Source organism: Pseudomonas sp. GW821-FHT02H09, assembly GCF_059421425.1.
On the sequence record NZ_JBWKVA010000017.1, the window covers coordinates 138,839 to 156,446 of the forward strand.

The 17,608-nt window shown below is 53.7% G+C and carries 18 protein-coding genes and 2 pseudogenes; 9 read left to right on the forward strand and 11 right to left on the reverse strand.

From position 1 onward, the window contains the following. Window positions 1-132 precede the first annotated feature (132 nt). Window positions 133-1,305, forward strand: a complete 1,173-nt coding sequence (locus AC07VR_RS21995; protein ID WP_495012502.1) for a DUF6515 family protein — start codon at window positions 133-135, stop codon at window positions 1,303-1,305. Window positions 1,306-1,315: 10 nt separating this feature from the next. Here the strand turns inward: AC07VR_RS21995 and AC07VR_RS22000 are convergent, their stop codons facing one another. Together AC07VR_RS22000 and pmcY are read right to left on the reverse strand one after the other, a co-directional pair. Next, a complete protein-coding gene (locus tag AC07VR_RS22000) occupies window positions 1,316-2,209 on the reverse strand; it encodes a cation diffusion facilitator family transporter (protein ID WP_494995051.1) in 894 nt (297 codons plus the stop codon). A 30-nt stretch (window positions 2,210-2,239) separates the two neighbouring features. Continuing rightward, window positions 2,240-2,659, reverse strand: coding sequence for a periplasmic Zn2+ metallochaperone PmcY (gene pmcY, locus AC07VR_RS22005; RefSeq protein ID WP_495012503.1), 420 nt, complete (start codon window positions 2,657-2,659; stop codon window positions 2,240-2,242). 119 nt (window positions 2,660-2,778) lie between these two features. Between pmcY and AC07VR_RS22010 the strand changes: the two genes are divergently transcribed. Both AC07VR_RS22010 and AC07VR_RS22015 read left to right on the forward strand, forming a co-directional pair. Then, on the forward strand, window positions 2,779-3,333 hold the full coding sequence (locus AC07VR_RS22010; RefSeq protein WP_495012504.1) for a DEAD/DEAH box helicase: 555 nt from the start codon (window positions 2,779-2,781) through the stop codon (window positions 3,331-3,333). A 438-nt stretch (window positions 3,334-3,771) separates the two neighbouring features. Continuing rightward, window positions 3,772-4,668 (forward strand): hypothetical protein, encoded by an 897-nt coding sequence (locus AC07VR_RS22015; protein ID WP_495012505.1) that lies wholly within the window; start codon window positions 3,772-3,774, stop codon window positions 4,666-4,668. Between the two features lie 7 nt (window positions 4,669-4,675). Here AC07VR_RS22015 and AC07VR_RS22020 read toward each other — a convergent pair whose 3' ends face one another. Both AC07VR_RS22020 and AC07VR_RS22025 read right to left on the reverse strand, forming a co-directional pair. Beyond that, a complete protein-coding gene (locus AC07VR_RS22020) occupies window positions 4,676-4,798 on the reverse strand; it encodes a hypothetical protein (protein ID WP_495012506.1) in 123 nt (40 codons plus the stop codon). Next, window positions 4,795-5,087 (reverse strand): annotated as a pseudogene (locus tag AC07VR_RS22025) (IS66 family transposase). The gene AC07VR_RS22020 and the pseudogene AC07VR_RS22025 overlap by 4 nt, the downstream one beginning before the upstream one ends. A 135-nt stretch (window positions 5,088-5,222) precedes the next feature. On the opposite strand from AC07VR_RS22025, the gene AC07VR_RS22030 reads away from it, so the two are divergent. Continuing rightward, entirely contained in the window at window positions 5,223-6,287 is a 1,065-nt protein-coding gene (locus AC07VR_RS22030; RefSeq protein WP_495012507.1) for a hypothetical protein, read from the forward strand. 223 nt (window positions 6,288-6,510) lie between these two features. On the opposite strand, the gene AC07VR_RS22035 is transcribed toward AC07VR_RS22030, so the two are convergent. Then, complete coding sequence (locus AC07VR_RS22035) at window positions 6,511-7,323, reverse strand: hypothetical protein (protein ID WP_495012508.1); 813 nt, start codon at window positions 7,321-7,323, stop codon at window positions 6,511-6,513. Window positions 7,324-8,085: 762 nt separating this feature from the next. Here AC07VR_RS22035 and AC07VR_RS22040 point away from each other — a divergent pair. Beyond that, window positions 8,086-8,841, forward strand: a complete 756-nt coding sequence (locus AC07VR_RS22040) for a hypothetical protein (protein WP_495012509.1) — start codon at window positions 8,086-8,088, stop codon at window positions 8,839-8,841. A gap of 118 nt (window positions 8,842-8,959) precedes the next feature. Here the strand turns inward: AC07VR_RS22040 and AC07VR_RS22045 are convergent, their stop codons facing one another. Both AC07VR_RS22045 and AC07VR_RS22050 read right to left on the reverse strand, forming a co-directional pair. Then, a complete protein-coding gene (locus tag AC07VR_RS22045) occupies window positions 8,960-9,157 on the reverse strand; it encodes an SEC-C metal-binding domain-containing protein (RefSeq protein WP_495012510.1) in 198 nt (65 codons plus the stop codon). Between the two features lie 86 nt (window positions 9,158-9,243). Then, window positions 9,244-9,525 carry a helix-turn-helix domain-containing protein gene (locus AC07VR_RS22050; protein ID WP_495012511.1) on the reverse strand — a complete coding sequence of 94 codons (282 nt, stop codon included), beginning with the start codon at window positions 9,523-9,525 and terminating at the stop codon, window positions 9,244-9,246. 104 nt (window positions 9,526-9,629) lie between these two features. Here AC07VR_RS22050 and AC07VR_RS22055 point away from each other — a divergent pair, with 104 nt between their 5' ends. Both AC07VR_RS22055 and AC07VR_RS22060 read left to right on the forward strand, forming a co-directional pair. Continuing rightward, entirely contained in the window at window positions 9,630-10,343 is a 714-nt protein-coding gene (locus AC07VR_RS22055; RefSeq protein ID WP_495012512.1) for a hypothetical protein, read from the forward strand. Window positions 10,344-10,481: 138 nt separating this feature from the next. Next, window positions 10,482-10,958 carry an Xre family toxin-antitoxin system antitoxin gene (locus AC07VR_RS22060; RefSeq protein WP_495012513.1) on the forward strand — a complete coding sequence of 159 codons (477 nt, stop codon included), beginning with the start codon at window positions 10,482-10,484 and terminating at the stop codon, window positions 10,956-10,958. Window positions 10,959-11,842: 884 nt separating this feature from the next. Here AC07VR_RS22060 and AC07VR_RS22065 read toward each other — a convergent pair. Together AC07VR_RS22065 and AC07VR_RS22070 are read right to left on the reverse strand one after the other, a co-directional pair. After that, a complete protein-coding gene (locus tag AC07VR_RS22065; protein WP_495012514.1) occupies window positions 11,843-12,430 on the reverse strand; it encodes a DUF6088 family protein in 588 nt (195 codons plus the stop codon). Window positions 12,431-12,533: 103 nt separating this feature from the next. Continuing rightward, entirely contained in the window at window positions 12,534-12,719 is a 186-nt protein-coding gene (locus AC07VR_RS22070) for an AAA family ATPase (protein WP_495012515.1), read from the reverse strand. 111 nt (window positions 12,720-12,830) lie between these two features. Here AC07VR_RS22070 and hrpB point away from each other — a divergent pair, with 111 nt between their 5' ends. Both hrpB and AC07VR_RS22080 read left to right on the forward strand, forming a co-directional pair. After that, window positions 12,831-15,353: an ATP-dependent helicase HrpB gene (gene hrpB, locus AC07VR_RS22075; RefSeq protein WP_495012518.1), complete on the forward strand. Its 2,523-nt coding sequence runs from the start codon at window positions 12,831-12,833 to the stop codon at window positions 15,351-15,353. 282 nt (window positions 15,354-15,635) lie between these two features. Further along, on the forward strand, window positions 15,636-16,301 hold the full coding sequence (locus AC07VR_RS22080) for a hypothetical protein (RefSeq protein WP_495012516.1): 666 nt from the start codon (window positions 15,636-15,638) through the stop codon (window positions 16,299-16,301). Window positions 16,302-16,333: 32 nt separating this feature from the next. On the opposite strand, the pseudogene AC07VR_RS22085 reads toward AC07VR_RS22080, so the two are convergent. After that, window positions 16,334-16,441: pseudogene (locus AC07VR_RS22085) on the reverse strand (lysis protein); the annotation flags it as partial. A gap of 300 nt (window positions 16,442-16,741) precedes the next feature. Next, complete coding sequence (locus AC07VR_RS22090; protein WP_495012517.1) at window positions 16,742-17,449, reverse strand: hypothetical protein; 708 nt, start codon at window positions 17,447-17,449, stop codon at window positions 16,742-16,744. Window positions 17,450-17,608 lie beyond the last annotated feature (159 nt).

The window sequence follows — 17,608 nt, forward strand, 5'->3', positions numbered from 1 at the left end:
CTCAAGGGGAGGCCGACGGGTTTCCCTTTTTTATTGCCTGCGAAATAAGTCTCGTGACTGATAACCTGTTGCAGAACCGGCCTACGCTTTTTCAGTCTTATGAGTAGGTCCTGAACCGCAGTGAGGAATAGCATGAAGTCGCGCATCTGGCGTGTGGCAGGTGTTGGATTGCTTTGCATGAGTGTCAGCGCGCAATTGCTGGCAGAGGCGCGAGATGATCCGCTGCAACCTCGCCAACATAATGGTCAAAATGACGGGGGACAACATGAGCATGGCCCTGAAGGGCGTCCGGAAAATAATCAACCGCGCCCGGAAATGAATCAGCCGCGTCCACAAATCGTTCAACCGCGCCCGGAAATGAATCAGCCACGTCCACAAATCGTTCAACCGCGCCCGGAAATCAATCAGCCACGTCCACAAATCAATCAAGCGCGACCAGAAAACAATCAGCCTCGCCTGCAGAATGAGATTATTCGCGGCGACAACAGCCGTCAGTTCGAACACAACGGCCAGAATCAGGGGCAGGGCGGCCAGTGGCAAAACCGTCCGCAGCATGATCCGAACGGGCAGGGTTGGCCGGCGCCGCAGCCGAGCATCAACCTGCCGATTCAAAGCCGACCGGATACCGTCCGCCAGACCCAGGAGCCACAGCGTGGCTACTATCAGGACGTTCCTCGGCGTAACGATCGCGATCAGAACTGGCAGGTCGGTGGTGCCGGTATGCGTGGTGATTTCGACCGCCATAATGACCATCGTTGGCCGGGTCGTCCGGAGGGGCACGGCAACGGTTGGGGCCCAGGCCCGCAGTATCGGCCTGGCTTCGAGACCGATCGGTTCCCTGATCGTGAATTCCGCGTGCCATATCGCGGCGAGGATTACTTCTTCTCTGGCGGTTACTGGTATCGCCCACATGGGGTGCGTTATGTGGTGGTAAGGCCTCCTCATGGCATCCGCGTGAGTTACCTGCCCGACTTCGCGCAGGAAGTGTGGATCGGCGGCGCACTGTTCTTCCTCGCGGCCGGCGCGTATTACACGTATGAAGAGAGCACCCAGCAGTACGTAGTGGTCGATCCACCTCAACCACAACTCGCCAGTAACGGCTATGACGTGGTCGCTTACCCGGCCAATGGACAAACGCCTGAGCAGGTCGATCAGGATCGCTACGATTGCTATCGCTGGGCGGTTGAGCAAAGCGGCTTCGATCCCGCGGCCGTCACCTACCAACCGGCGCCTGCGGTGGTGCAAGCCTACCGTCAAGCGCAAGGCGACTGCTTGAGCAGTCGCGGTTATCAGGTTGCCTATTAGGTCGAAGCACTCAGGCCTTCGCGCCTGTCACCACTTCTTGCGGGTCGGCGTGCACCAGCACCTCGGCCCGTGGGTAAGCGGCGTTGATCGCCTCGGCAGCGCGATCGCTGATGCCGTGAGCGACGGATAACGTCAGCTCCCCCGGCAACTCCAGATGCAATTGCACGAACCAGTGGCTGCCGGAAATGCGTGTGCGCAGGTCATGGGCACCCAGTACGCCCGGTACGCTGCAGGCCAGCTCAAGCATGTGCTGGCTGACGTCTGGCGGCAGTTCTTCGTCCATCAGCACCGCCACACTCTCCCGAGCGATTTGCACCGCGCTCCAGAGGATGTACAGGGCGATTGCCAGACCAAACCAGGCATCCAGTTGTTCCCAGCCGAAACTGGCCAGTACCAGCGCTACCAGGATGCTGGCATTGAGCAGCAGATCGGAACGGTAATGCAGTGAGTCAGCGCGTACCGCAGTCGAGCCGGTTTCGCGGATCACCCGATGTTGCAGCATCAGCAGGGCGACCGTCAGTGCCAGCGACAAGAGCATCACGCCGATACCGATCCAGGGGGCTCCCAGTGGCTCGGGGTGTTTCAGGCGTTCGATCGCTTGCACGGCAATCAATACCGCACTCACCGCAATAAACAACGCCTGCGCCATACCCGACAGCGACTCGGCTTTGCCATGCCCGTAACGATGGTCATCATCCGCCGGGCGTAGCGCGTAATGCACGGCCAGGAGATTGAGGAACGATGCCGCGCCGTCGAGCAGCGAGTCGGTCAGGCCGGCCAGCAGGCTGACCGATCCACTCAACCACCAGGCAATGGCCTTGGTCACGATCAGAATGCTCGCCACCGCCAGCGAGGCGCGTGTCGCCAGACGCAACAGGCGAGCGTGTTCCGGGTTACTGGTCATAGGCGTTTGCGTTCCTTCGAATACACGCGATCAAGCGGCGGGTTGCGGACCGTACATGGCCAGTTGCTGGACGCTGCCTTTGTATTGAATCAGACGCGGATCATCCAGCGCAAAGCTGCGGCCCAGTTCACTTTCGAGAATAGCCTGCAACTTGCGGTTATCGACCTTGCCGTCAGCATCGATGGCTTGCCGGAGTTTTTCCGGGGCGATCTGGACGGTCTTGCCCGGTTCCAGGTAAATGGCGCCGGTGGCGAAGTCCACGCCGAAAGCGATCAGCCCCGGAATGATATAGAACAACAGGCCTACAGCGTCGAGGGCGGCTACCACCGGGTCGATTTTGCCTTCGATCTGGCCACGACGATCCGGGAAGAAGATCGAGCCGCAAGCGGTCATTTGGGTCAACAGGGTGGCGAGCAGAACGCCGCCAACAATACGGGAGGGAATACGCATGTGAATCTCCTGATCAAATTCGAAACGAAACGATGAAAGAGCGTCGCTGGTATCAGTTCAGACCGTGATTAACGCCAGGCAGTTCGCCGTTATACTCGTGCCTCTGTTTTGGAGCCAGCATGATTTCTTTGCCGATTGATGAAGTTTTACCTGCGCTGCGTGAAGCCTTGGCGACACGCCACGAAGCCGTGCTCGAAGCACCGCCCGGCGCTGGTAAAACCACCCGCGTGCCCTTGGCTTTATTGAATGAGCCATGGTTGGCCGGCCAAACCATCTTGATGCTTGAACCGCGTCGACTCGCTGCACGGGCCGCAGCCGAGAGGCTGGCCAGTGAGCTGGGGGAAAAGGTCGGTGAAACCGTGGGCTATCGCATTCGCCTCGACAGCAAAGTAGGGCCGAACACCCGCATCGAAGTGGTCACCGAGGGGATTCTCACCCGACGTTTGCAAGATGATCCGGCGCTGGATGGCGTCGGATTGCTGATCTTTGACGAATTCCACGTTTTGCCATTTACACCAAAAATTGATGGTTTTTTGTCAAAAATCCCAGCTTTGAGCTCCTTCACCTCTCCTACTTCAATGCAAGCGTTTTCAGCGCACACACATTTGCACACGGAGCGGGATCGCGAGGAGAGAAATGATGCATTGGCTGATAGATCTTGTTTGCTAAGGTGAGGCGCGGAGGGAACAGAGCATTAATTAGGCGTTGGCTTAGTCGTAGTGCAGCTCTCCAAATGCTTGCATCCACTTCAAGTTTCCGTCTGGATGGTATTTGAGCGCGCGAATAATCCATCGATCCACCTAGTACCAGCGAAACGGGAAGATAGCGATTGAGGATTGGTGCATCCCGGCATTTGCGTAAGTTGCATCTGTTTCGCCCTGGGGCCGCGGGAGTCACGTACGCAATCTAGCGGTTTTTAATTTTTTTAAGCTCATATCGAGCCACATCCCAGCTGGGTAATTCGTAAGGGGCCGGCAAACACACCCTCCGAACTCCAGCACTAAGAATGTAAGCGTCTGCCCAACTCACCTTGCGTAAGTCAGGAACTCCACAACCCCTTGTGGCCTGTTACGCTTTGCGTATTAGACACCTTCAGCGAATAAGGACAACGCATGCGTCTTGTTTTGACCTCGGGCCCTGCCACAGTCGTGCAGCCTCACAACATAAAACTGCTGGACAGCAAGCTATTTACCCCTCTGGGCGAAGGGGTGAAGGTGTGCCAGGTAGAAGACCAGCAGGTTATTCTGGAAGGTGACTTCACGGGGTTTCACGCCTACATGATCGTCACCCACACGCGCTTCATCGTATCGCAGAGCAACGTCGGCGCGACCACGCCAGGAAGCTTCCGTGCGCAGATCAGCATGAAACTGGAACCTGACGTGCACACGTCTCATACAGTAAATTTCCTCTCGCCTTTATGCCCGCTTGAATATGTACGCGCGGCAAAGCTGGGCAGGGACTTTGATGGATTCGAGCTGGGCCTGCCTGGAGCAAAGAGCGAAAGGCTCAGATGCGACCTCTCATTCATGATTGGCCGTAAGCTGACCATGCTTCCGCTCATCCCTCTGAATATCGAGTACATCGGTATTGCTGCTACCAGTACAAGAACCGCACAGAAACGATTGGGCGACGGTCACGAAAAACTGCAGGACCTGTTGGCTCGCTTGCATGCCAAGGACAGTGAGCTCGCTGTATCCCTGCTGTTATACCGACCGGGCAAACTGGACGACAGCAACTGGACCTTCGAGGAAACGGTCGAGATATTTGAGGCCTGCCTGATTCAGCACTTTCGGCCGACCCCCTTGAATGTGGAGCACCTCGACTTTCCCAAAAATAAGACCAAGCTCACCGACAAACTCAGGTCGTTGGATATTTCCGAGATCGAGATCGAGCTGAAAGCGCCGAAAGAGACAGCGGTCCACTCTCGCCATGCACTAGCGCCCAAGGCCACACACAGTTTCATCGTGCTGGTCCCGCCGGGTCCAAAACGTTCCAGCAAGACACAGTGAGTCTACTTCAATAGCGTTGTATGCGTCTGGGCATCACGCCTTGCGTGATTAGACCGGTTGCCTTATGCGGCAGCAACTGATCGATTTCACTCGCCTGCTGTGTCGGCAGGCGTGTGAGGACGTCTTTCAAATAGCATACGGATCATGCCCGTTGAGCCGTGCAGACTGGATTAAACTCATGATCGCCGACGCCCGCTTGCCGCTGCGTAACGACCCTGCGAAGAGCCAGTTCTTGCGTCCAAGAGCCCACGGTCGGATCTGGTTCTCGCACCAGTTGTTATCAATGGGTATGACCCCGTCGTCAAGGTAGCGCGACAGCGCTGCCCAGCGTTGAGGCTGTAATCCAACGCTCTGCTGATCGCCGAACCTTCGGGCACGAGGTCACGCTGGGCGATCATCCAGGCATGCAGCATGCCCATCACAGGTACAGCTTTTTCTTGCCGTATTTCGTCGGCCCCTTAGGATCAGGAGGCCATTTTTTTCATCACCTTCATAACACTTCAAAAAAACCTGCATGGGTACTCATCTCCTGCGCAACCTCTGAGACCATGAGAATGAATGCAAGCCCTAATCTGCCACCCTATGCGGGCAAGACAACCGTTTATATAGATCAAAACGTACTGACGATGGCTGTCAAAGGCCACGACCCTGCATTCTTCATATCGCTATTTGACCGATTTCAGGTCATCTACTCGGACGAGACGCTCCGTGAGATCAAACGCAGCGGCCGGCCTGATAGATTCCTGGCAGCCCTCGACTCCCTGAACGCCATGCACTTCAGGTACCAGGTCAACGATAGCTTCGAGCCTACCGGGGAGATGATCCTCCATGAGGTTCCTCCCGTCCAAGCCTATGGCAATTATCTCCAGGCGGAGCCGGTGTACGACATCATGTTGGCGGCAGCCCATCAAACCACGCTCAAGCTCTACGGGGGGCGCAGCGACTCGACTTTCACCGAAATAGCCTCTGAGCAGATCGACGCGTTTGATGGCCTCATCAAAAGTCTGTCTGCCCCTCTTGCCCCTCTTGCCCAACTCGACCATACCCATCCTCATCTGCGCGCGCCCATCGAGCAATACCTCCAAACCCTACAGTTCCAGTACGAACAAGCCTCTGCGATGGCCGCCGCCGAGATGACGAAACACATCAGCGATGAGACAGGTCAATCGGGAGTGAAAAATTACCGGGCATCGGTTGGAATGGGCCCGAAGGAACTCAACAACATAAAGCCTCCCCGCGTCATTGAGAAAATATGGCAGGCCTACCAGAACCTTGATGGCTACCGCGATCAGGGCTACTCGATCGAAAACTTCCTCGGCATCGCCGCCACCCCTCTGTACAGCCGAGACATGCACGTGCACGAAAAAGTTACGGCCATTTACAACCTGCTAAACGTCATTGGCTACAAGACCGACAGCAAGCTCAAGCGTGAGCCCAGACATGTCGCCGCTATCAGCGATGCTGCCCATGCGGCAATCGGATCCCGCGCTCACATCCTGCTCAGCGCAGACGAAGTTTTTGTGGGCAAGGTACGGGCGATTTACGAGTTTCTGGGGGTGACCACCGAGGTGGGGCTGGTGTCTTTGGTCGACGGTGGAGTCCTAGTAAAAAGCGAGTAGTAGGCCATCGACTACACACCAGCGATAAAGCCCGGTCAACAGGCCTTAACCAGTAAACGTCCGCCAATACATCTTGGGGTGTCAAACGATCGCCTGAATGCTCTTCCTTCAAACTTACGCCGGTTGATCACGCCAGTACGCAGCCCGCAGAGCAGCAACATAGCGAGGCGGTTCACGAAGACGACCAAGGGCGGCTATTCACTCCACGGAGCCATCAGGCATATTAACGCATGTTAATTTTGCTTCGCGACAAGCTGCCGTGGGGAGCGTGCGCGGCGAGTAAAGCCTCAACCAGCTGCCGTTGCGGCTCGTTGACCTTGGGCCCTAGCAATACTTCAATCTGACTTAAGCACGTTGGGTCTAGCGGCACATCAAGCCACTTTTCACGTACAGGGAACCTCACAACATCATAAATTGGGTGTGATAGGGGGCTGGGCTCTTCCAGCTGAACCTCGAACGGGGCCGCAATAATCTTGAATCGCCACTCATCTTCATAGGCCCAATAGGTATTTTTTACCATTCCCAAGTCATGTAACTGAACCGACCAAGCTCCCCGGTCGGATAGCAAACACGATCCATTTCGGTACGAATGATCATCTGTGTAATAGATTTTATTCGGGCCGAAGACCATCGATGAGCTAGTTTTCCAGCCGCCATCTTCTCGTGTGAGAGAAACCTGCCCCTCAAATGTCTGCATGGCTCCTCCCTTTTCGTACACGAGAGGCACATCACGCCCCCTAAACGGATTATTGGGGAGTGAGATCCGCACGCCTGCCAAGTCGGTGTACATACTCCACATCGGCAGCGACTCTCTGGATTGAGCCGTCCAGGATGATGTGAAAACCAGTTGAGAGGCAAAGGGTAAATCTTGTGACGTAGCCTCCTCGGGATCGTTCACGCCATCGAGCCGGCCGAAACGGAGGGTCTGATTAGCTAATATGAGCCCCAAGGTTTCTACCGAAGTGTAGTGATACAACGTGTTAGGGAGTTCCTCAAACCCCATCACGTCATACATAAAGTCGTCCGTGTAAAACATGGTGCCTCTTGGCTGTCAGATACCCCGAGGCTAAGCGTAAGCCAGACCAAAGGGGAATACCCACTCGACCATCGCGGAAGCTGCTCCGAGGTTATGTATTCATGGGTTGGGTAGGGATGTCATACCGCCAATTGTGCTAGAGCAGGGAGTTCGCTGCAATAAACCGTTGGGCAAATAGCAGGTACTGCATCAATGTGATCGAGCCAACTGTGCCCACCCGCTGCCAGTGCTTCCGATGGTCGTTGACGTTAGGAACGAGCGCAGGGAGCGCTGACGACTTATGCCGGTAAAGCGGCAGTCATTTGCAAAGGGCGGTTGCCCAAGGCCAGAGCCCTTACCGAACGCCCCCAGCAACATCGACGTGCCCAAGGCCTTAAGTAACGAATTGGTATTGAAGGCTCGCTGCCCTTTTCACTGGCAAGGCATTGCCAGTCGAACGTGAGTACTCGACCAGTCGCGTTCTGATGGGCAAGGTCGCTCCCACAGTTCGGCGTACGGATCCAGGCAGATTCCAAGGCCCATCTTGCGCGCCTTTCGTAGACAATCCAGCTACCAGCAATTTCTTGAAGCCGAGAGCGGCTACATCAAAAATCTCTCAAACATCCTACGTCGGAGGCTGATTCAGGACGGCTTCTAACACTGCGTGATGATCGACAATCAAATGGCTTACGATCTGGTTGTAACGTTATAGGAGGCCACCAACATGATGAGGCTGGAGCGAGACTGCTGCTTTTTTTGGACTATGTCCCAGGGATTCGCCTTATGAGCAAAATGAAGCAGCACTTCTTCGAGGTTGAGCAGGAGCGGTTTCTTGAATGGGCTCGGGGGCGCTTTGGAGGTGAAGAGCCTGATGAAGAGTCCGAGGCCTACGAGGCACTTGCCCAAGAATACTCGGACATGAACGATGCGTTCGAACAGGAAGCAGAGTACAGGTGGCTCCAGCGGCAGTCGTTCCACGAGCAATACATCGAGTTTAGTTCTGAACTTGATAGAGCTCATGTCCTGCTAAGGGCCAGTGTGAGTGGCCCTCATGTCCAGACGACCTGCAAGCTTGTGTATGCGCATACCGTCACATTGCTGGAGAGCATGATCAGTACTTCTGTGCAGGCATTGGTTCTGAGGGACAAAGCGTTCCTACTCAACATTGTCAGGCAGATAGAAAGCATTCTGAAAGGCAAGAAAATTCCGCTGGTGGAGATCGCTGAGCACCCCCGGGGCGTGGAAGGTGTGATTCTGAAAGCCCTTTCCGAAATTACATTTCACAACCCTGCCACCATCAAGACGGTACTGGTCGCTTTGATGGGTGACCGCATGAAAGATCTGGACGTATCGAGCATTGCCCCCATTTGCAAGGTGCGACATGACATTGTTCATCGAAATGGAAAGACGATTGATGATGAGCCGATAACGCTGAAGCCCGAGCAGGTGTATGAAGCGATGAACACCATCGACGCTTTGGCTTCGGACATTAGTCGCCGGATTTTCGACGCACTCAACAACACGAACGATGGGTTTTGAGCGTACCCATCCGGATGTGACAGCATGACATGCCCTGTCGTTCTCTTCGCCCGCGAGCTACAGGCGCTGACGAGTCGGCGTCTATCCTTTAAGTGAATCAGATTGATTGCCGGGTGCTCTAAGTGCCATGGCATTTCTTAAACTTCAGACTAGAACCACACGGGCAACGCTCATTTCGACCTACCACGTTCAGTGATACCTTGGCCGGCACGCGCCTGCCCCTGTCGATGATCTGAGCGATATGGTTGGTTTGGTGTAAGCCTCCACCCAACACACCTTTGATTAAGCGGGCGCCCACCCAAAGCGTCGTGGACATGACCGGCCGAAACCGACCGGTTCTGTGGCGGGCGCTGTCCGCGGGCCCAACCTTGATTTTCAGCGGCTCCGGATAGAGGAGATCAGTTAGATCCCTATTTCTGCTAACTCGATTCGAATCCTTTCAAACAACTGGTCCTTGTTGGCATCCTCGTTTGATGTGAGGTAGCCAGCGAAGATTATGCTCATGGGATGAACCCCGAGAATATCTGCCATCTGCTCGATTTTATCTATCGACGCACTGCCTTTTGCTGATTCGATGCTGCTTATGTATGGCTGGCTTGGACCTAAGCTTTCCTGAGGAATATCCCTCTTAAGTCGATATGACTTGATGGCGGTACCAATGGCCCGCTTGAGTTCCAATCGCATGAGTGCTTCTCGCAAAAGGAACGATAAGGCCGGTCAAAGCTGTTTTGTTCTATACTGTGAACAGTATAATTCGACATCTAATTCTGATTTTTTACTGAGCGGGTATGAAAACGAAGTCATCACGTTTGCCCATCTACATCGAATTGCCGGAGCGCATGTTGCTTGAAGACGGAACGTTTTTTGTCCGCTTGAGAACGCTCGATCAGTTGGATGAGTTTTGGCGTAAGCATCGGGATAAATTTGCCTTCGCCTGTGAGGGAAAAATCTCCAATAATCTGAGCTTTTTATACGAATATGAATGGGTGTTTGGCTCGGCGAAGGCTGCGGTGATACGCACGGTTTTGCGCTGGGGGCAGTCAGGCATCGGCTGCGAGTTTTATGATTGGGCGAAACATGATTCTCAAATGCACGAAATGTTTTTCCTGGATCGCGACGCAGAACGCTACTCCGAGATTGAAAAGGGTATCTGGTCAGAAAAGGACGAGATGGATTTTCGTGCCGATTGCGTTCGTCGATCTGTCGAGACATACCGCGGATGGTGGCGCTTTTGTAATCTGCCCAATGACTACAGTTCTAACGAATGGCTGAATGGCGGCCAGGGTCACGAGGAGTTGATTGATCCTCACATGGCCTATCAGGAGGTTGCAACCACACTCCAAGAGCAAGCGTTCGATGATTGGCGACAATCCGATTTTTGGGAACTCGAATCCCATGACAGTGAAAGCATCGACGAGCTTATCCAGTACTGGAAGAATGAGCGTGCGAAAGGAGAGGGCTATTATGGTGACGAAAACGAATTTCCTGAGAGCATTAGCTGAGTTCGACTGCGCGTGCTTTGATGCGTGCTCGGCTACCCGTTCCCCTTTCGGAGCTGTTTATTGCTCAATGTCAGTTCCTCGTTGAGAAAAAAAGCCATATTTCATTTGAGAGAAAAAATTCATTTGGAGGGAGTGTTGATGGACACTTCAAGTGAGGCTAGACGGCCGGTAAAAAAGAAAAAATCAACTCGGGAGGCTGAGATCGCTGCCTTTTGGCGATTCAGCGCCCATCGAGAGTCGCTGAAGGATTCGGAGAGGCTGCACCAAATAAAAGTGGGGTTTCCCGCTGAACTCATCCATGCGTTTCGATTGGCCTTCGACCTTCAAGACCACCACCTGGAAACGCTATTGAATGCATCAATTTCGACGCTTGAAAGACGGCGTCGAGAGCAAAAGAACCTAGATCCTGTCGCCTCTGAGCGTTTGGACAGAATTGCTACTGTCAGTCACTTGGCCGAGGAGATATTTGAGACACAAGTGACTGCCACACATTGGATGTCAACACCAAATAATGCGCTCGGTGGGACTGCACCGATTATGCTCTGCGAAACTGAGATTGGTGCGAAACAAGTTCGTCGCGTTCTTCAAGCCCTTGGGAGAGGAGGTCCAGCCTGATGAGGATATGGCACGGCTCCCAATCACATAGGTGAGCTTATGTCTTTCACAACTGACCGGAAAATGGCCGGTTCCTGCCGGTAAAAAACCTAAAAGGGCTACGTTTCGTGGCCACGGAGGCACGACTGCTTCGTTCTAACCCCCTTTAAATGCCGGCAGAAAGGAAAGAAACCTTTCCTCTAAGAGCTTAAAGCAGCGTTAAGGACAATAATTCTTTACTTAATACCTAGCTAGGCAGTAAGCGTAAGCAGCGCACCTAGGCGACGGCCTGCTCGGGTGCCACTGCACAGGCTTTTCGGCTCGGAAGAGCCTCAAGTCTCCACTTTGCCAGCCCGACATCGCAAGTCCGCTCTTCGCCTTGAGCTGTAGTCGATAGAGGTTCACGGGGTCAACGCGGTGGTGGTCGAAACGACGTCTTTGCCGGTAAGCGTGTACGTCCGGCGCCGGCTGGGGGGCCTGGCAAGATTTATTTAGTAGTGAGGATTTTTGAAAGCGCCTTGGGGCGTGTCGCGGTTTATACCGGTTATATCCATCTAGCTATAAATTATAGCTGTGAGGATATATTCGGATATTGCACCCGATGCTATCGGTCTATCGCTCTGCTTGAAGGCATGAGTCGATCTCGATAAGTGCAATAAAATGAACAAGACGCTGTCGCGGTTATTTCCGAATTGTTGCATTCGCTTCGACATCCTACAGCAGCAACAGTACGCCCGAGATAATCGAGCCGTTACAGATTGAAAGCTTGGTCCTCCAGGCATTACGACCCGTCGGTTTTCGCCAAAAGCAGACGGTCAGCGCGGTTCTGGTCTCGCCCGGTAAGGATCGCAACAAATTGCAGAATGGTCCCCCACGCAATCGCGTAATGAGCCATGTGCCACCCTTCAAATGCTCACAAGAGCCAACGCAGTTCTCATCCAGTCTGGCATTTGGCAAGCCCGGAGCGTTTTAAATTCGTCTTCGCTAAGCGCTTTTTGAATATGTGACGCTACCTTCAAAGACAAAGCTTCCTTGCCGATGTAGTGGAGAGCCGTAAGAGCTAGGCCTACCTTGGTTTCTGCGTGCTGAAAGCGATCCCTTGACGCGTGTTGTAAACGAAACATGGCATTACCAACGTGGATTTGGCGTGTAGTGCCGCTGGTGTAAAAAATGTGCAACGCCTGCATCTGTGTACTCAGCCCAAACAAGCGAACAGCTTCAGCGCCGTGTATCTGAACCGTCTCTCCGTTTGCCTTAGTCATCAATCTCATCACCGCCAGAGGACTAGCGCGCACCTTGCCTGAGTACTTGCTCGTCTTAGGCCGCATGTAGACACCACGAACTACACGCTCAAGGGCGCCGGCCTGAACAAGTCTGGAGAGCGCTTTATTTACAGATGTGCGACTGCCAGATTGCGCGAACAGACTACCGAGGAAAGGACGCCCCCTAGGCATGTTTTGGATTCGTTTGGCGATTGACTTAGCGACGGACATTAAGAGATCCAGAGCCATGAAGACGTTGGGTTTTCCCCGAAAAGGTGCGCACTATGCGAAATTGACCTGTCCATTCGGCTTCCTTGAAGCCAGATCGAACACCTTACGGCGTTCGTCTAATGGCTTTGACACGGCCGCGGCTTGCACTCAAGTTCAGATCAAGCGCGAGCAGCACACTGCTTTTTCCTATCTCGTTATCCCCAATCAAAACGGTGCCTGGATCAAAGTCTAGGGCAAGCGCATCGAATTTCTTAAAGTTCTGCAGGACCAATTTCTTGAAGGATGGCATCTCAGTTCCTTCTATGCCAATTGAACGTCAGTGTTGGTTTGGTGGTTCGTACTTTCTAGATCGGTCGAACTCTCTCCACCGTTATACTGCTCAGTCTGCCTAGGAGTCACCATGAAATCTTTGCCAATCGATGCCGCTCTGCCGGCACTTCTTCAAGCGTTGAAGGATCGCAACGAGGTCGTTTTGCAGGCACCGCCCGGTGCCGGTAAAACCACCCGCGTTCCATTGGCAATGCTCCGGGAACAATGGCTGGGTGATCAGACCATTCTGATGCTTGAACCTCGCAGACTGGCAGCTCGTGCCGCTGCGGAGAGGTTGGCCAGTGAGTTGGGGGAGAAAGTCGGAGAGACTGTCGGATATCGAATTCGCCTGGAAAACCGCGTTGGTCCACGTACTCGCATCGAGGTAGTGACCGAAGGCATTTTGGCTCGTCGACTTCAGGAAGACCCCGCTCTTGAAGGAGTAGGGTTGGTCATTTTTGACGAGTTCCACTCGCGAAATCTTGATGCGGATCTCGCTTTGGCGCTCACTCTCAATGGTCGTGAATTGCTGCGAGATGAGCCACCCCTGAAGGTGCTGGTGATGTCAGCAACACTGGAAGGTGAGCGCCTTTCTCGATTACTCGACGACGCCCCGGTGATCACTAGCGAAGGCCGGATGTATCCCGTATCCAATCTCTGGGGACGGCCATTTCAGGCGGGTGAGTTCATCGAACCGCGAGTCGTCCAGGCATGTCTGGATGCGATTGAAGAGCAAAGCGGCAGCATTCTCGTATTCCTGCCAGGGCAAGCGGAGATTCGAAGGATCAATCAGCAGCTGGCTGAGATGCTCGGCGAGCGGAGCGACATACTTCTCTGCCCATTACACGGCGAACTCGACCTCAGTGCTCAGCGTGCTGCAATTGATCCTGCGCCTGAAGGTAAGCGCAAGGTAGTGCTGGCCACCAACATCGCCGAAACCAGTCTGACCATCGAAGGGGTAAGAGTTGTAATTGATGCTGGGCTCGAACGCGTACCGCGTTTCGACCCGCGCAATGGGATGACTCGCCTGGACACTCAACGTATTTCCCGAGCAAGTGCCACGCAACGTGCTGGGCGTGCAGGGCGACTTGAACCTGGGGTCTGTTATCGATTGTGGTCAGAGGATCAGCATGATCAGCTTGCTGCTTATAGCAGCGCCGAGATTCTCCAGGCTGATCTCGCCGGGCTGGCATTGCAGCTGGCTCGCTGGGGTGTGACCCCCAGCCAGTTAAAGTGGCTCGACCAACCGCCTTCAGCGGCGTTCTCTCAAGCACGCGACTTGTTGCATCGGCTGGGCGCCCTGCATTCCGATGGACGTCTTAGTGCCCATGGTCAGGCAATGGCTGAAGTGCCCGCACATCCGCGCATTGCTCATCTATTGCTTCGTGGTCATTCGTTAGGTTTGAGTGACATGGCCTGCGATGTTGCCGGCTTGCTGGGTGAGCGAGATATTTTGCGCGGAGCGGGTGCGGACCTTCATAGTCGCCTGATGATGGTTTCGGGTGAGCAAAAAGCTCAGCGCGGAGTTCAGGGCGGCATGCAACGGGTACGCCAAATTGCGCGTCAGTATCGTACTTATCTGCGTGGTCAGCCCACTCAGTCAGTATCGGACGCGGGGCACTCGCGCTGGCTTGGTTGTTTGTTGGCCTTCGCCTACCCGGATCGAGTAGCGCAGCAGCGTCGTCCGGGCGGTGCAGAGTATCGACTGGCGAACGGGCGTGCTGCCTTGTTCAGTGAGGCTGACGCGCTCATGAAATATCCTTGGCTGGTCATCGCCGACCTCGGCAGCCGTCAAGGGCAACGAGAAGAGCGTATCTATCTGGCCAGTGACTTCGACCCGGCGTTGTTTGACTCCGTTCTGGCTGAGCAAGTGCGAGTTGTCGATCAGCTGGATTGGGATGAGCGCGAGGGCGTTTTACGCGCAGAGCGTCAGCGCAAAGTGGGCGAGCTGGTTCTCGCCACCGAGCCCTTGGCTGGACTCGATGAGGCCACGAGAACACAGGCTCTGGTCGGATTAGTACGCCGCAAGGGTCTTGAACTTTTGCCTTGGACACCAGAGATTCGCCAGTGGCAATCGCGTGTAGCGTTGTTACGTGAACTGGATCTGAAACAAGATGGACAAAGCATTTGGCCAGATTTGAATGACGTTGTTTTGCTCGGATCTTTAGAGGCCTGGTTGCAACCTTATCTGAGTAATGTGAGCCGTCTGAGCCATTTTGGGCAGCTCGATTTGACGTCCATTCTGCGCAACATTCTCCCCTGGCCTTTACAGCAGCAACTTCAAGAAATGGCGCCTACCCACATCACAGTGCCGTCGGGTACGTCGGTGAAGCTGGACTATAGCGAGGTACCACCGATTTTGGCTGTGCGGTTACAGGAGCTATTTGGGTTGGCTGACACTCCATGCATTGCCGGTGGCCGTCTGACGCTGAAGCTGCACTTGCTATCACCAGCACGCCGGCCGGTGCAGGTGACACAGGATCTGGCGAACTTCTGGCGCAGTACCTATGTGGAGGTAAAGAAAGATTTGAAGGGGCGTTATCCAAAGCATTACTGGCCAGATGACCCGTTGGTGGCAGAGGCTACTGCGCGTGTCAAACCGCGTAAGGTTTAGCGATCACGCGGTTCTGGTTCGCCTGCGAAATTGCACTCCACTTGACCACCCCTTTGCATTCGACTTGACCAGTCATTTGCATTCGTTCTGACCACCGTTTGCATCGGATTTGACCAGCACGCTTTGTGACCATGATCGGCAGAGAACGGCCAAAAGGAGCCAGTCGAAGGCGTCTAGGAAATTAGGGGCGATTCACATCTGCCCTGCAAAAAACCTATAAGGCCTCCCAAACTATCACTTGATGATCCACAATGGATCTGACTCCTAGAGCTTTGGTGAAGCATGGCCGCTATCTCGAATCGCCGTTTTATCCTACCTATCCTGATAGCGTGCTCGTTCGCGACTGGTTTATTTTTCGGACTAGTAGCAAAAGGTTTGTTAAATCCTTCAGGCTGGGCTGAGGCCCTTTCCGGAATCGCTACGGTAGTAGCTCTCATTCTTGCTGTCGTCACATATATAGGGTGGCACAAACAAAAGATTAGAGAAGACGCATACTCAACAAAGAAGCTATATATTTCAACACTTGTTCAGATCGAATCAACCACAGTGCAAATAGCAAACCTGCTGTTCAATCTTGTCCCGGAAGCTGGTATGTTGGTGCCTAGTGATTCTCAAGCAAAGTCTAACCTAGAGAAAGTAGTTGATAAGAACAACGAACTGAAACTCTATGCCCAATCTCTTACTTCCGTTAATAGCGAGCTTGGCTTTTGGGGGGCTTCATTGACTCAGGACTCAGCCGCCGAGCACGTCAAACTGATGGACTCAATAAACGAATACTTAACGTCTCTCCATTACCTTCATAACTGCCTGATAAACTTTTACGTCCACAAATCAAGCGACAATACCATTCAGCAATGGAAAACAAGATTTATTGAGGCTAACAAGACCATATTTGATTTATTCAACTCAAGAAAGAGAAAAAGCATGAGCACAGTTTTTCTAGACTAGGCTCTATTTCAGATGTTCTGCGGAGATGTAGGTCAAGGCATCAACGCTTTTACGTAGGCCTGACAGGCCCGTAGCGCGATCAACCCGCTATCCCCCGTCTCTGTGATTGCGACAATTCGTTGAGCATGCGCAGGGTCAAGTCAGACGCAAACGTCGCATGAGCCAGGCCGATGACTTAAACGATTGCTGTCGCTTATCGGCCAAAAGCAGTCGATAGTGCCTGGCTGCTAGCGACCCAGGCTGTGTGAAAACGTTTTAGAGCAAGTTTGACAGTCAGAGTCGGGACGAAAGTCGCGCTCCTACGCAAATTTCAGGTCTGCTGACTAACCAAGCGCTGGCAGATTTTACATAGCAACGCAGACTACAAAATGGTGCATGCGTTTTCACACAGCCTGGACCCGTTGCGGACAGTCAATGTCTACGGAAGACTGGGCAGTTCATTACAACCTCAGACCAAAATCCCAGGGGAACGTGCTAATTTCTGAAGTTGCCGACACCGCAGCCCAATTGATCTTCACTTGATCGGTGGGACTTATAAGCACGGCTTCGTCCTTGTCCCAGCGAAAATCACTTTCCAACAGAGGTCCCGGGATGTGCGGACTTAGCACTCCGAAAGCGATGTAGTGCCAAGCCCCTCGCGGACCCTCGCGGCCGCTGATGAGTAGCTCACTGTGTCGGGTCGATTCGTTGAATTCTAATGAAAGATGATCCATCTCAAGGTCAGACAGGACCATCTTCCCCAGTGGCGGGCAATCGAAATGAATTGCTGGAAACTCGAAGGTCGTTGTTTCATCTGTGAGTGCTACCGCGAGCGTTAATAGAGAATGGCTTGCGTTGAATGTAAGAGAAACCAGGGAGTCGGAAAATCGGTAGCCCCACCAATTTTCGGCGATCCTATTCGGAGGCCCTAGTTGCTCCTTGATCCATTCCGCAGGGGCTCCCAATTCGATGCCCGTAAAGATATTTTCGGGCGTTTTGCGGGCCTCTAACATAACGGTGGGTCGTGCGAATCTGGATCTCAAGGTTCTTATACCTTGCCTTCCCATTGCTAGCCACAGCAGTATAGCGCTGCCGAGGAACCCGCCGACGGCATTAATGGCAATATCAGTTAAGTGCAGAGATTTAGCTAATTCAATAAGTGTACTCATGGCAGTACTTTAGATCAGTTGAAGGCTTTAGTGGTAGCCGTCATTGCCTTGCCCCGTAGACCGCCGAAAGGCCGCTCTTGGCCGATTCTGTTGAAAAAGTAGCTCCCCTGTCTGGCCTGCGGCAAAATCTCTGCATTGGCCGGCGGGGGATCACACAGC

Excerpts from the sequence above, each read along its gene's own strand:
- AC07VR_RS21995 (WP_495012502.1), top strand. The coding sequence starts at position 133 with ATGAAGTCGCGCATCTGGCGTGTGGCAGGTGTTGGATTGCTTTGCATG.
- AC07VR_RS22000 (WP_494995051.1), bottom strand. The coding sequence starts at position 2,209 with ATGACCAGTAACCCGGAACACGCTCGCCTGTTGCGTCTGGCGACACGC.
- pmcY (WP_495012503.1), bottom strand. The coding sequence starts at position 2,659 with ATGCGTATTCCCTCCCGTATTGTTGGCGGCGTTCTGCTCGCCACCCTG.
- AC07VR_RS22010 (WP_495012504.1), top strand. The coding sequence starts at position 2,779 with ATGATTTCTTTGCCGATTGATGAAGTTTTACCTGCGCTGCGTGAAGCC.
- AC07VR_RS22015 (WP_495012505.1), top strand. The coding sequence starts at position 3,772 with ATGCGTCTTGTTTTGACCTCGGGCCCTGCCACAGTCGTGCAGCCTCAC.
- AC07VR_RS22030 (WP_495012507.1), top strand. The coding sequence starts at position 5,223 with ATGAATGCAAGCCCTAATCTGCCACCCTATGCGGGCAAGACAACCGTT.
- AC07VR_RS22035 (WP_495012508.1), bottom strand. The coding sequence starts at position 7,323 with ATGTTTTACACGGACGACTTTATGTATGACGTGATGGGGTTTGAGGAA.
- AC07VR_RS22040 (WP_495012509.1), top strand. The coding sequence starts at position 8,086 with ATGAGCAAAATGAAGCAGCACTTCTTCGAGGTTGAGCAGGAGCGGTTT.
- AC07VR_RS22045 (WP_495012510.1), bottom strand. The coding sequence starts at position 9,157 with ATGTCCACGACGCTTTGGGTGGGCGCCCGCTTAATCAAAGGTGTGTTG.
- AC07VR_RS22050 (WP_495012511.1), bottom strand. The coding sequence starts at position 9,525 with ATGCGATTGGAACTCAAGCGGGCCATTGGTACCGCCATCAAGTCATAT.
- AC07VR_RS22055 (WP_495012512.1), top strand. The coding sequence starts at position 9,630 with ATGAAAACGAAGTCATCACGTTTGCCCATCTACATCGAATTGCCGGAG.
- AC07VR_RS22060 (WP_495012513.1), top strand. The coding sequence starts at position 10,482 with ATGGACACTTCAAGTGAGGCTAGACGGCCGGTAAAAAAGAAAAAATCA.
- AC07VR_RS22065 (WP_495012514.1), bottom strand. The coding sequence starts at position 12,430 with ATGTCCGTCGCTAAGTCAATCGCCAAACGAATCCAAAACATGCCTAGG.
- AC07VR_RS22070 (WP_495012515.1), bottom strand. The coding sequence starts at position 12,719 with ATGCCATCCTTCAAGAAATTGGTCCTGCAGAACTTTAAGAAATTCGAT.
- hrpB (WP_495012518.1), top strand. The coding sequence starts at position 12,831 with ATGAAATCTTTGCCAATCGATGCCGCTCTGCCGGCACTTCTTCAAGCG.
- AC07VR_RS22080 (WP_495012516.1), top strand. The coding sequence starts at position 15,636 with ATGGCCGCTATCTCGAATCGCCGTTTTATCCTACCTATCCTGATAGCG.
- AC07VR_RS22090 (WP_495012517.1), bottom strand. The coding sequence starts at position 17,449 with ATGAGTACACTTATTGAATTAGCTAAATCTCTGCACTTAACTGATATT.